General features: G+C 70.7%; 9 protein-coding genes and 1 pseudogene (1 of these 10 only partly in view). 3 read left to right on the top strand and 7 right to left on the bottom strand.

Annotated elements, in window-relative coordinates:
* The 6 genes and pseudogenes from pabB to ACFVWU_RS33580 form a co-directional block, all read right to left on the bottom strand.
* Window positions 1–520, bottom strand: a pseudogene (pabB, locus tag ACFVWU_RS33605) (aminodeoxychorismate synthase component I); it reaches 1,667 nt to the left of the window's first position.
* A gap of 72 nt (window positions 521–592) precedes the next feature.
* Window positions 593–1,351: a thioesterase II family protein gene (locus tag ACFVWU_RS33600; protein WP_387627867.1), complete on the bottom strand. Its 759-nt coding sequence runs from the start codon at window positions 1,349–1,351 to the stop codon at window positions 593–595.
* Between the two features lie 26 nt (window positions 1,352–1,377).
* Window positions 1,378–1,572, bottom strand: a complete 195-nt coding sequence (locus ACFVWU_RS33595) for a ferredoxin (RefSeq protein ID WP_387627865.1) — start codon at window positions 1,570–1,572, stop codon at window positions 1,378–1,380.
* A 32-nt stretch (window positions 1,573–1,604) separates the two neighbouring features.
* Window positions 1,605–2,783: a cytochrome P450 gene (locus ACFVWU_RS33590; RefSeq protein ID WP_387627863.1), complete on the bottom strand. Its 1,179-nt coding sequence runs from the start codon at window positions 2,781–2,783 to the stop codon at window positions 1,605–1,607.
* 31 nt (window positions 2,784–2,814) lie between these two features.
* Entirely contained in the window at window positions 2,815–3,873 is a 1,059-nt protein-coding gene (locus tag ACFVWU_RS33585; RefSeq protein ID WP_387627862.1) for a DegT/DnrJ/EryC1/StrS family aminotransferase, read from the bottom strand.
* Window positions 3,874–3,971: 98 nt separating this feature from the next.
* The gene (locus ACFVWU_RS33580; protein ID WP_387627860.1) at window positions 3,972–5,357 is read right to left on the bottom strand and encodes a glycosyltransferase; all 1,386 of its coding nucleotides are present in this window, start codon (window positions 5,355–5,357) and stop codon (window positions 3,972–3,974) included.
* A 683-nt stretch (window positions 5,358–6,040) separates the two neighbouring features.
* Here ACFVWU_RS33580 and ACFVWU_RS33575 point away from each other — a divergent pair.
* The 3 genes from ACFVWU_RS33575 (at window position 6,041) to ACFVWU_RS33565 (ending at window position 10,624) form a co-directional block, all read left to right on the top strand.
* Window positions 6,041–6,619, top strand: coding sequence for a LuxR C-terminal-related transcriptional regulator (locus ACFVWU_RS33575; protein WP_387627871.1), 579 nt, complete (start codon window positions 6,041–6,043; stop codon window positions 6,617–6,619).
* A gap of 308 nt (window positions 6,620–6,927) precedes the next feature.
* The gene (locus ACFVWU_RS33570) at window positions 6,928–7,887 is read left to right on the top strand and encodes a LysR family transcriptional regulator (protein WP_387627859.1); all 960 of its coding nucleotides are present in this window, start codon (window positions 6,928–6,930) and stop codon (window positions 7,885–7,887) included.
* Window positions 7,888–8,065: 178 nt separating this feature from the next.
* Window positions 8,066–10,624 carry a collagenase gene (locus ACFVWU_RS33565; RefSeq protein WP_387627857.1) on the top strand — a complete coding sequence of 853 codons (2,559 nt, stop codon included), beginning with the start codon at window positions 8,066–8,068 and terminating at the stop codon, window positions 10,622–10,624.
* 106 nt (window positions 10,625–10,730) lie between these two features.
* Here ACFVWU_RS33565 and ACFVWU_RS33560 read toward each other — a convergent pair whose 3' ends face one another.
* Window positions 10,731–12,443 (bottom strand): putative Ig domain-containing protein, encoded by a 1,713-nt coding sequence (locus ACFVWU_RS33560; protein WP_387627855.1) that lies wholly within the window; start codon window positions 12,441–12,443, stop codon window positions 10,731–10,733.
* Between the last annotated feature and the right edge of the window lie 46 nt (window positions 12,444–12,489).

The raw sequence follows: 12,489 nt of genomic DNA, 5'->3' as shown, positions 1-12,489 counted from the left end.
TCGACTCGGGGTGGAACTGCACGCCCCACAGCGGGAGTTCGCGGTGGCTCAGGGCCATCAGCACGCCGTCGTCGGTGGCCCAGGCGATCGGTTCGAGCACAGGGGGGAGGTTGGTGACGGCGAGCGAGTGGTAGCGGACGACCTCCAACGGATTGGGCAGGTGACGGAAGAGCCCGGTGCCGCTGTGCCGTACGTCCGAGGTGCGTCCGTGCCGGGGTTCGGGAGCCCGGCCGACGGCGGCGCCGTGGGCGAGGGCGAGACCCTGGTGGCCGAGGCAGACGCCGAGGACGGGCAGCCGGCCCTCGCGGGCGATCCCGGCGCAGTGGCCGAAGTCGGAGGGGTTGTGCGGGGTGCCGGGGCCGGGGGAGAGGACGACGGCGTCGAAGTCCTCGAGCAGCTCGGGCCGGAAGGACGGGTCGTCGTTGCGGACGACCTCCGGCTCACGCCCGTTGACCTCGGCCAGGTAGTGGAACAGGTTGTAGGTGAACGAGTCGTAGTTGTCGACCAGGAGAGTGCGCATCAGTGGTCCTTGTCGTGCCGTGCCGCCGGGCGGGGCCGGCTGCAGCTCAAGGGCGGGGCGGCCGGCGGGTGGTCAGCGGAGCGCGGCGAGTGCGGAGGCGATCTCCCGCAGGACCGCCGCCTGCTGCTCGGCCAGGAAGAAGTGGCCCCCGGGGAGGACCTTCAGCCGGAAGGCGCCGGTGGTGTGGTCCTGCCAGGCCCGGGCCTCGGCGAGGGTGGTCCGCGGGTCGGCGTCCCCGGTGAGCGCGGTGACCGGGCAGCCGAGGATGCGCTCCGGCCCGCAGGTGTAGTGCTCGACGGCGCGGTAGTCGGCGCGGATCGCGGGCATCGCCATGCGCAGGATCTCGTCGTCACCGAGCAGTTGGGCACTGGTGCCGTTGAGCAGCTTGAGCTCGGCGATGACCGCCTCGTCGTCCTGGCGGTGCACGTTCTCGATCCGGGTGGTGGACGGGGCCCTCCGACCGGAGGCGATGACGGCCCGGGGTGCGTGGGTGCCCTTCTGCTCCAGACGCCAGGCGGTCTCGAAGGCGAGGACGGCGCCCATGCTGTGGCCGAAGAAGACGGTGGGACGGTCGTCCAGGGTGAGCAGCTCGTCGGTGATCCGGTCGGCGAGGGTGTCGATGTCCTCGATGCAGGGCTCCAGACGGCGGTCCTGTCGGCCGGGGTACTGCAGGGCGATCACCTCGGTGTCGTCGGCGAGGGCCGCGGAGACGGGGTGGTAGAAGCTGGCGGAGCCGCCGGCGTGCGGGAAGCACACCAGGCGCACGGGTCGGTCGGCTCCCGGGTGGAAGCGGCGCAGCCAGAGCGTGCTCGACGAGCCGGGACTGGTCATGGGTTCGGTCCTCTTTCGGTGGGGGTTCAGTCCCGGTGGACGGTGATGGCGCCGGACGGGCAGAGCGTGGCCGCCAACTCGACCGCGTCCGGGTGTTCGTCGGCTGCGGCGGGGTCGAGCACTTCGACCACGCCGTCGTGGTCCTGGTCGAAGACGGAGCCGGCGTTGAGCACGCACTGGCCGGCGCCGACGCAGCGTGCGGTGTCGACGGTGACGCGCATGGAGATCTCCTGGGACGGTGTCGTGGGCGGGGCTACCAGCGGACCGGCAGCGCGTGCAGGCCGCACAGCACGCCGTCGTACTTGAACGGCAGTTCCTCGGCCGGCACCGCCAGGCGCAGGCCCGGGATGCGCTCGAAGAGCCTGCGGTAGGCGGTCTCCATCTCGATCCGGACGAGGTTCTGGCCCAGGCACTGGTGGACGCCGTAGCCGAAGGCCACGTGGTGGCGCTCGGTGCGGGCCGGGTCGAAGGCGTGCGGGCAGGCGAAGGCCCGCTCGTCGTGGTTGGCCGCGGCCACCAGCGGGATGATGCCTTCCCCGGCCCGGATCAACTGGCCGGCGATCTCGACGTCCTCGGTCGCGACCCGCAGGGAGACCAGGTCGGCCACCGAGTGGAGGCGCAGCGTCTCCTCGACGACCCGGTCGTCCCCGATCCACCGGGGGTTCTCCAGCAGGGTGAGCACGCCGAGCGCGATGTTGTTGGCCGTGGTCTCGTGCCCGGCGATGAGCAGCAGCATCAGCACCCCGGACATCTCCTGGGGCTCGATCGCGCCGGTGGCCAGCAGCCGGCTGATCAGGTCGTCACCGGGCCACTTCTGCTTGATGGCGACCAACCGGTTGATGTAGCGCAGCAGTTCGCGCGAGGCGGTGTCGCGCTGCTCGTCGGTGGAGGCGCGGATCGCGACGAGGGTGCGGGTGCGGGACTCGAAGAAGTCCCGGTCGACCGGCGGCACCCCGAGCAGCGCCGAGATGACCAGTGACGGGACGGGCAGCGCGAAGTCGGCGACCAGGTCGGCCTCGTCGCCGGCGGCCAGCATGCCGTCGATGCACCGGTCCACGGTCTGCTCGACGGCGGGCCGCAGCTCCCGGACGCGGCGGACGCTGAACTCGGGGATGAGCGCCTTGCGGAAGCGGTCGTGCTCGGGTGAGTCCAGGCCGACGAACCATCCGGGTATCTGCTCCTGGCGGGGCACGCCCATGGTCTGGCTGATGTTGGGGAAGCCCGGGTGGTCGGGGTTGGAGCTGATCCTGCGGTCGGTCAGGACGGCGCGGACGTCCTCGTGCCGGGTGACCAGCCACACCCGGTTCCCGTTGGGCAGGTGGCACACCACCAGGCCCCGCTGCTCGCGGTAGTCCTGGTAGCGGGGCGGCGGAAAGGCCTCGCCGGGCCTGCGCAGCGGGAACTCGACCACCCGCGGTTCGGCGCTCGTCATGTCGTCGGGTCTCCCTCGGGTGCGGTGCGCTTCACGCCGTGCCGTAGAACGCGCGGACCCGCTCGATCACGCGGTCCTGGTCGGCGGTCGTCAGGGCGGTGTAGGTGGGCAGGTAGAGGCCGTCGGCGGCGAAACGGGCCGCGTTGAGGCTCGACCAGGACGGATCGAGGTAGCCGGGCTGGCGACTCATCGGCTGGAAGAACAGCCGGGTCTCGATGCCCTCGGCGGTCAGGAACTCCCGGAGCTCGGAGCGGCGTTCGGCCCGCAGGTCGTACATCCACAGCACGTCCCGGGGCGGCATCAGGGTGATCCCCGGGACGTCCTTGAGGCCCTGGTCGTAGCGCCGCTCGATCTCCTTGCGGGCCGCGAGGAACTCGTCCAGGCGCTCGGTCTGGGCGACGGCGACGGCGGCCTGCATGGCCGTCATGCGGAAGTTGTAGGCGAGCTTCTTGTGCAGGAAGCTGTGGTCGGCGGTGAAGGCCATGGCCCGTAGGTGGGCCAGCTGGCCGGCCAGGCGGGGGTCGTCGGTGAGGCAGACGCCGCCTTCACCGGCTGTGATGATCTTGTTGGCGAACAGCGAGAAGCAGGCGATGTCGCCGACCGGCCGGATGCCGTGGGCCTCGGAGGAGTCCTCCACGACCCGCAGGTTGTACTGGTGGGCGATCTCCATGATCGCCGTCATGTCACAGCGCCGGCCGTAGACGTGCACCGGCATGATCGCCTTGGTGCGCGGGGTGATGCGCTCCTCGATCCGTGTCACGTCGATGTTCAGGTCGTCGGCACAGTCGACGAACACCGGGGTGGCGCCCGTGTAGGTCACCGCCCAGGCGCAGGCGATCATGGTGAACTCCGGCACGATGACCTCGTCGCCCGGGCCCACGCCGAGCGCGCGCAGGGCCAGCGTCAGGGCCGCGGTGCCGGAGGAGCAGGCGACACCGTGGGCGGAGCCGTTGTACTCGGCGAAGGTCTCCTCGAAGTGCCGCACGTACGGCCCCTGGGACGAGATCCAGCCGTCGCCGATCGTGCGGGTGACGTACTCCAGCTCCCGCCCGTCGAGGCTCGGCCGGGACACGGGGATGGTGAAGGGCATGGGGTCGGTCCTCACTTCGGGACGGGCCGTCGCGTGACGGGGTGTCGTACGGCGGTCGCCGTACGGCGGGTCGGCTCGTGGACGGTCGGGGGGAGGGATCAGGCCAGGGCCGGCAGTCCGAGCAGCAGGTCGGCCGCCGCCGCCCGTCCACCGGCGGCGCGCTGCGCCTCGCCGATGCGTGCGGCCCGCTCGCGGAAGGAACGGTCGCCGAGCACGCGGGTGAGCTTGTCCACGACGTCGTCCGGGTCGAGGTCCTGCGGCCGGTCCAGCGTCAGGCTGATCCCGAAGTCCTGCCCGCGCACGGCCTGGTCGTAGCAGTCCACCCACAGGGGCCGGACCACCAGCGGCTTCCCGAAGTACACGCCCTCGTGGTAGCCGTTGCCGCCGCCGTGGGTGAAGAACACCTCCACCCTGGGGTGGGCCAGCACGTCCAGCTGGGACGGCAGCCAGCCCTCGATCCGCAGGTTGCCCGGCAGCTCCTCGCGCGGCGGCAGGAGGTGCTGCTGTTCGGCGGGCAGCCGCCACAGCACCTGGTGTCGGCCGTCCAGGCGCCGCGCGACCTCCACGAGGTCGCGGACCTGTGGCCGGGTGAGCCGGGTGATCGTGCCGAAGCCCATGTAGACCACGGAGGACTGCGAATCCAGCCAGTCCATGACGCCGGTCGGGTCGTCGCCCGGCGAGGCCTCCGGCAGCGGCGGCACCATGGCCCCGACGAGCTTCATCTTCCCGGGAATATCGAACGGGTAATCGAGCTCCTGCACGGAATTGCAGAGCACCATTTCCGCACGGTCGATCCGGGTCATGGGGCTGGGCTTGGGCAGGCCCAGCTCCTTGCGCAGCCGGGCGTCCTCGGAAAGCACCTTCCCCATCGTGGGATGGAGGAACAGTGCGAGCGTACGGAGCTTGAAGAGGCGGTTGTACAGCCTTTGACCGAAACTCATCGGGTAAGGCAGGCCGGAATGCGGGACGGGGAAATCATCCGGCGTGTAGGAGGGCCCGAAGGGGCTGTGCGAGGTGAGGACGTTGCTCGGCAGGAACGGGACGCTCAGGACGAAGGGAATGCCCCGGGTCAGCGCCAGATCGACGGCGAAGGAGCTGACGCAGTCGATGACCATCAGGGCCGGCTCGCACTTGTCCACCACCGCTGCGAGCCGGCGGTACTTCTCGGCCTGCAGGTCGGGTCGGTAGGACTGACGGATCACCGCCCGGTGCGCCCTGAACCGCGAGGGCTGCGTCACCTGGCGGTAGACCTCGTCGCTCCAGCTGACCGCGGACAGCTCGGAGAAGACGTCGCCGAGGGAGGCGAACTCCACCGCCGACCGGTCCGCGAGGCCCAGGACCTCGGCGCGCCGGGGCTCGTCGGTGGCGAACCAGAGGTCGGGCACGCCCCGTCGGGCCAGCTCGCCGGCCAGCACCAGCAGGGGGTTGAGCAGGCCGCTCTCCGGAAGGCTGACAAACAGGATCGGCCGTTGCGCGGCGCTCATCGGACTCCCTCGGGGCGGGATCGGCGGTCGGGACTGCACCCCACCTTGGTCTCACGCCCGGCGCCGGGAATTCCTTAGTCCTCGGTCCGAACGGTGGCCGTCACGACTCGATCCTCCGCTTGTGTCATGGTTTGACCGGAAGTCGTGAGTTGAGGAAAAGTAACGGTTCCTTGAAGATTTCTTGCGGGCGGTGCCCGGCCGCCGGGTGGTGATCCACCGGTTCCAGGCGTGGATACGGCCCGGTTGCCGTCGTTCGGGTACCGGACGGCTTCTTGACGGGTCCCATATATTCCTCCACAGGGGGCTTCGGTACGCTCAATCCTCGTCAGCCGCAATTCGCGGCTCGTTCCATGCGTGGCCACCGGAATATTCGGAATCGTCATCTAACCTCTCCTCAGTACACCCACGGAATCGGCCGGGGTGGGCGCCGGTCGACGTTGATCGGCGTGTTGGCCGGTGTCCGTGCTTCCTCGCGGAGTTCGCTGCGGCTCAGGCTGCCGGAGAGGGCGCCAGGACATCCCGAGGAGATCCAACCGCACTCGTGCCTTGAAGGGATCCGACTTTCCGTGGTGAATTCCTATGCAGATCAGGCCGGTGCCGTCCGGACCATCGAGCCCGCCCGCGTCCAGGGGGACGTCGCGGGGTCGCAGCACAATCCGCTGACCGGACAGCCCGGCCTGACCATGGCCCAGCTCGACCGGGCCCTCACCATCCGGCAGGCGAACGACGCCTTCTTCTGGCAGTTCGGGCGCTCCTCGACGGACCTCTGCGGCCGCACCTTCAGCGACCTCGTGCACCCGAGCGTCCAACAACCCCTGCTGCGTCAGTTCTCCGGACTGATCGAAGGGCGGCGTGACCGCTTCGCCACCGACGTCATAGCAGTCGGTCCGCACGACGAGACGTTCACCGTCCCGCTCACCGCCGTCATGGTGCGCGGCGGTCTGCCTGACGAGTCGTCGATCCTGGTGATGATGCCCGACGGGCGTCCGGAGTCGGGTGGGTCCGAGGTCGTGGCCGGCCAGAAGAAGTTGCTGAGCGAGATCGACGCGAAGATCCTCGAGGGCATCGCGGCCGGCGTCTCGACCGTGCCGCTCGCCGCCCGGTTGTACCTGAGCCGTCAGGGCGTGGAGTACCACGTGACGTGCCTGCTGCGGAAGTTGCGGGTCCCCAACCGCGCCGCCCTGGTCTCCCGGGCCTACTCGATGGGGGTCCTCAAGGTCGGGGTCTGGCCGCCGAAGGTCGTGGAGAGCTTCGTCAAGTAGCGGTGTTCCATCAAGCCCGCAGGGGCTGCGGGGCGTCTCGGCGGGTGGGGCGGATCAGCGTGTTGTACGAGTGATTTCCGGACAAACACTGATCGGGGGTGTGAACCGGCCTCGGTGTCCCCGCCCCCGGGCCGACGGGATCACCCGAGGGCCCGTCACCGCCGGGACGGCCTCCGGGTGTCGATGCCCTGTCAAGGGCTTGACGCGGCCCTGGTCCAGCGCGATCGTGAGGGCCGAGATTCCGACATGTCACGTGTGCTCCTGCACACGGGTGCGGCGGCCGGCCCGTCGCCGGGGGAGGGCAGCGCGTGGAGCTGGAGCTTCGGCACCTGAGGGTGTTGTGCACGATCGCCGACACCGGCAGCGTGGGCCGGGCCGCCGCGGTGCTCGGTGCCTCGCAGCCCGCGACCAGCACCCAGCTGCGCCGGATCGAGGCCCACCTCGGCGCGCCGCTGTTCGAGCGCACCACCACCGGTGTGGCGCCCACCGGCTTCGGCGTCGAGGTGCTGGCCGCGGCCCGTGACGTGCTGGCCAGGGCCGACGGCCTGGGGCGAAGGGCGACGGCGGGCCTCTCGCCGGCCGGCCGGGAGTTGCGGCTCGCCGCCACCAACTCGCCGGTGCTGCCCGGCCTGCTCGCCAGGGTGCGGAGCCGGCTGCCGGAGCTGCGGATCACCGTGAGCAGCGTCTACCGCTCCTCGGACATCGTCGAGCTGCTGGAGCAGGGGGTCCTGGACGCGGCGATCGCGGTGGACTACCCCGGCATGGAGCTGCGGCACTCGGACGCCGTCGCGATCCGGGGCATCGTCACCGAGCCCACCTTCGTCGCACTGGCCGCCGGGCACCGGCTGCGGCGTTGTACCGAGGTGGCGCTCGCCGATCTCGCCGACGAGCCCTGGTTCGTCACCCCGGACGACGGCGCCGGATGGCCGGGGGTGTTCTTCGGCGCCTGCGCCGCCGCGGGCTTCGCGCCGGCGACGGTGCACGAGTTCCTCGGCGACCGGGCGGAACTCCAGGACATGATCGCCGCCGGTCTGGGCGTCTCCACCGTGCAGGCGACCGCCCGGCCGCTCTCCGCCGTGGTGATCAAGCCACTGGCCGGCACGCCGCTGCGGACCAGGTACCTGCTCGCCTGGCGGCCCGCGGCGGTGGGCGGCGAGTTGGTCGAGACGCTGTTCGAGGCGGCGGCCGCGGCCTACCGGGATCTGGCCGAGGCCTCGCCGCACTTCCAGGCCTGGGCGGCTCGGACCTACTGGGGCGCCCGCCCGTAACCGGCGCGGAACCGGGCGAGGTCGGTGTTATGGGCTGCGAGGGCATGTCATATGACCTGTGACATTGTAATGGCGTTGTTCCGGTGGCACGCTTCACCCCGGATCCCCCATGACCGGGCCCGAAAGCCCAGCGAGTCCGTCCCCCGTGCACCTTGACCCCCACTCAGAAGGATCACCCGTGCGACCGCGCATACCCCTCCGCACCCTCGTGGCCGGCTTCGCCGCCGGCTGCGCCACCGCCGCCTGTCTCCTGCCCGCCCCCGCGGCCGTCGCCGCCCCCGCACCGGCGCCCGCCAAGACGCCCGCACACTCCTCGCCGACCGTTCCCAAGCCACTCGGTGCCACCCTCTCCGATGCGGGCACCTCCTCCGACGCCTTCGGCCCGGCCGCGGCCCCGCTGACCCCGGATCAGCTGGCGCAGGCGCAGCGCCCCCTGCCGCCCGGCACCGCCGTCCAGCTCTCGCCGAAGACCCAGGCCCCGGCGGCGCGGCCGAACGCCACCCGCTCGGCGACCGCGGCCACGGCGAGCTGCACCCCGGCGGACTTCGGCACTCGCACCGGCAGCGCGCTGGTCTCCTTCATCGAGGGCTCGACCCCCGACTGCGTCAACACGCTCTTCAACCTCACCGGCAGCGACGCGGGCAACGCCTTCAAGGAATCGCAGATGCTCACCGTCGCCGACGCCTACCGGGCGCTGGCATCCGGCTACACCGGCGACGACTCGACCGGCATCTGGCAGCTGGAACTCTTCCTCAGGGCCGGCTGGTACGTGCAGTCCAACAACGCCGGCTCGGTCGGCAGCTACGACGCGGCCCTGACCACGGCCAACCAGGCGGCCCTCGACGCCTTCTTCGCCAGCGCGCACTGGCAGGACGTCACTGCGGCCAACGCGCCGGTGCTCTACGACGCGCTGGTGCTGACCGACAGCGCCAACCTGCAGGCCTCCTACCTGAACGTCTACAAGAAGGTGCTGACCGGCTACACCAGCGCCTACGACTCCGTCGCCGGCATGGACAAGGCCGTCAACGCGGTGCTGTTCGCCCCGCTGTGGCGCGGCAACTGGAACCCGGCCTTCGTCAACGCCGTGGCGGCCGACCCGAGCATCCTCAGCACCATGGGCAGCTTCGCGACCGACCACAAGGACATGGCGTCCGGCCCGGCCGGCTTCCTGGTGGTGAACACCGGCAACGACCTGGGCCGCGCCGCAGGCGACGGGGGCGCCGCCGGCGCCGCGGCCGGCCGGCAGGTGGCGGCGCTGCTCGCGGCCACCCCGATCACCGGCGCGACCGGCCCGCTCTACGTGCACACCGCCTACGACGCCAACCTGTACGACGCCGCGAACTGCTCCGTCTACGGCACCTGCAACCTGCCGGCCAAGCTGACCGCGGCCGTGCTGCCCAACCAACTGGTCTGCGACAACCGCACCGTCGAGACCGAGAACCTGACCGCGGACGAGCTGAACACGGTCTGCACCAGCCTGCGGGGCGAGGACACCTTCTTCCACAACCTGGTCAAGGACAGCGGGCCGGCCAACCCGTACGGCAAGACCATCGACCTGGCCGTCTTCGCCACCCAGGCGGACTACCTCACCTACTCCTGGGCGATCTTCGGCAACTCCACCGACAACGGCGGCGAGACCCTGATGGATCCGACCGACCCGAACAACCAGCCGGTGTCGGTGATGTACCGCAAGGCGTGGAACGACGGCTTCCCGGCCAACGTGTGGAACCTCAACCACGAGTACACCCACTACCTCGACGGCATCTACGACATGAAGGGCACCTTCGCCAACGAGCTGACCGTGCCGGACATCTGGTGGGTCGAGGGCGTCGCCGAGTACGAGTCGTACGCCTACCGCGGCACCACCGACACCCAGGCGATGGCCGAGGCCGCCAAGCACACCTACAAGCTCAGCACCATCTTCCAGAACACCTACGACAACTCGGACACGGTGCGCACCTACCCGTGGGGCTACCTGGCCGTCCGCTACATGTTCGAGAAGCACCCGGACGTGATCTCGACCATGCTCGGCCACTTCCGCACCGGTGACTTCCAGGGCGCCTACCAGGTCTACAACGGCCTCGGCACCGCCTACGACGCCGACTTCGACAGCTGGCTCACCGCCTGCGCCGCCGGCGCCTGCTACGCCCAGGGCCCGACGGCGCTGTTCGGCTCCTCCGTCAACGGCGCCACGGTCAGCCTGACCGACAAGTCCGTGCAGACCGGCGGCGGCAGCATCACCGCCTGGCACTGGACCTTCGGCGACGGCAGCACCTCCGACCAGCAGAACCCGGCCCACACCTACGCGGCGGCCGGCACCTACACCGTCGCCCTGACGGTGACCGACAACACCGGCCGGACCGCCAGCACCCCGGCCTCGGTCACCGTGACCGCCGGCGCGGCCCTGCCGACCTGCACCGACCCGCGCACCGACGCGCTCGGCCAGAACTGCTCGCGATCCGGCGTGTCGGCCACGGCGGGCAACACGGCCCACTTCTACCTCTGGCTGCCGGCCGGCACCACCACCCTGAAGGTCACCAGCTCCGGTGGCACCGGCACCGCCGCGCTCTACTTCGATCCGGACACCTGGGCCTCGCCGAGCGCCTTCACGGCCTCGTCGACCAACCCCGGCACCGCCCAGAGCCTGACCGTCAGCAACAGCACGGCCGGCTACCGCTACGTCGGCCTGTACGCCGTGACCGACTTCTCCGGAGTCACCGTCAGCACCCAGTTCTGATTCGGCACCGGCTCCGGCCCCGGCGCCCGAGGCGCGTCGCCGAAGCCGGCCGCCGGCGCGGCCGGTTGCCCCCTCCCCGCGCGGGGAGGGGGCAACCGGCGTTGGCTCACGCCACGTTGACGGCGGTGTCGTCGAGGACGAAGGAGGTCTGCTTGGTGTAGTCCTCGGCGCCGGTGAACTTGAGGGTCACGGTCTGGCCGGCGTAGGCGGACAGGTTGAAGCTGTGCTGCTGGTAGCCGGTGGCCGCGTTGACGTTGGAGTAGGTCGCCAGGGTGGTGCCGTTCGCGGTGACCTTCAGCGTGTCGAAGGCGGTGGTGTTGCTCGCGGCGGTGTCGATGTGCAGCCAGAAGCTGAAGGTGTAGCTGCTGCAGCCGGCCGGCAGGGTCACCGTCTGGGCGAGCGTGTCGGTGTTGGTGCTGCCGTACCCGTCCAGCCAGGCGTCGTACGTGCCGGAGTGCGGCGGCTCGCTGGAGCTGCTGTTGATGGTGCTGGTGCCGCTGGTGTTGGTCTCCGTCCAGCCGGCCGTCGTACCGGCCTCGAAGCCGGGGTTGGTGAGCAGCTGGGCCGCGGTGCAGCCGCCGCTGCCGGAGGTCTGGACGGTCCAGGTGAAGGTGACGGAGGAGGACGGACCGGTGGAGTCGGTCGCGGTGGCCGTCACGGAGTAGGTCCCGGCGGTGGTCGGGGTGCCGCTGATCAGACCGGTCGCGGTGTTGACGCTCAGGCCGGCGGGCAGGCCGGTCGCGGCGTAGCTCAGGCTTCCGCCGGCCGTGTCGGTGGCGGAGAGCTGGAGGCTGGTGGCGGTCCCGGCGGTGGCCGTGCGGGCGCCGGGGTTGGTGAGGGTGACGCTGCCGGCGGTGCTGCCGCCGCTGCCGGCGGCGAGCCAGGCGGTGGCGTTGAGGCCGAGCGCGGCGTCGGTGCCGGCCGGGTCGTTCCAGCCGTTGTAGAGGGTCTTGCCGGATTCGCCCGTGCCGTCGTCGATGGCCGAGCTGTCGCCCCAGAGCGCGACCCGGCCCTTGCCGAAGCTGCTGGTGGCGAAGAAGGCGCCGGTGGTACCGGAGTAGCCGGTGCGGTAGACGATGCCCTTGACGGAGGGGTTGTCGGCGGGCTTGAGGGTGAAGGTGGTGCCGTTGCGGATGATGCTGCCGGTGACGGTGCCGAAGGGGCCGTGCAGGACGGGGTCGGTGGCGTCGTTGACGGCGGTCGGGTTGTCCGTCTGGATGTTGAGCAGGTCGACCGAGAGCCCGAACGGGTCGTTGCTGTTGACCGAGTTGGTGGTCATCAGGTCGTTGATGACGGCGGGGGAGTCCCAGCCGTCGTTGTTGCGGTCGCTGCCGGTGTGGTCGGAGATCAGGAACAGCCCGCCGCCGTTCTGGACGAACGTCATGATCGCGGTCTTCTCGGAGTCGCTCAGCCGGATGTTCGGCTCGGGCAGGACGAACTCGTCGAAGTTGGCGAGGTCCAGCGCTCCGCCGGTGCCGTAGGTGATGGTGGAGCCGCTCGGCAGGGTCTTGAGGCTGTACTGGCCGGTCTTCTGGAGAGCGACGCCCCAGCTGGAGAGGGCGCCCGTCCAGTCGGTCTCGGACTGCGGGTTGGCGTTCTCGCCGAGCGGGTCGGGCTGGCTGGTGCTGATGATCCAGTCCGCGTTGCCGGCGGTCTCCGCCTTGCTGTTGTCGAACAGGACGCGGTGCTGGGTGGTCGTGGCGGTGGACGTCACGGTCGCCGCCTCGGCCCGGTGGGGTGCGGCGCTCGCGCCGGCGAGCACGGTCAGGGCGACGGCGCCCAGGGCGAGCGGGCGGATGGCGCCAGTGTGTCTGAGCATGGGTCAAGCTCCTTGTGCCGTGGGGGTACAGGGGGCGGTGCTACGC

The sequence above is a fragment of the Kitasatospora sp. NPDC058190 genome, assembly GCF_042883685.1.
Taxonomy (GTDB): Bacteria; Actinomycetota; Actinomycetes; order Streptomycetales; family Streptomycetaceae; genus Kitasatospora.
This window is presented reverse-complemented; position numbering and strand designations above follow the sequence as displayed.

Bases quoted from the DNA above. Each gene is read 5' to 3' on its own strand.
- ACFVWU_RS33560 (WP_387627855.1), bottom strand. From the start codon at position 12,443: ATGCTCAGACACACTGGCGCCATCCGCCCGCTCGCCCTGGGCGCCGTC.
- ACFVWU_RS33585 (WP_387627862.1), bottom strand. From the start codon at position 3,873: ATGCCCTTCACCATCCCCGTGTCCCGGCCGAGCCTCGACGGGCGGGAG.
- ACFVWU_RS33595 (WP_387627865.1), bottom strand. From the start codon at position 1,572: ATGCGCGTCACCGTCGACACCGCACGCTGCGTCGGCGCCGGCCAGTGC.
- ACFVWU_RS33590 (WP_387627863.1), bottom strand. From the start codon at position 2,783: ATGACGAGCGCCGAACCGCGGGTGGTCGAGTTCCCGCTGCGCAGGCCC.
- ACFVWU_RS33575 (WP_387627871.1), top strand. From the start codon at position 6,041: ATGGCCCAGCTCGACCGGGCCCTCACCATCCGGCAGGCGAACGACGCC.
- ACFVWU_RS33580 (WP_387627860.1), bottom strand. From the start codon at position 5,357: ATGAGCGCCGCGCAACGGCCGATCCTGTTTGTCAGCCTTCCGGAGAGC.
- ACFVWU_RS33600 (WP_387627867.1), bottom strand. From the start codon at position 1,351: ATGACCAGTCCCGGCTCGTCGAGCACGCTCTGGCTGCGCCGCTTCCAC.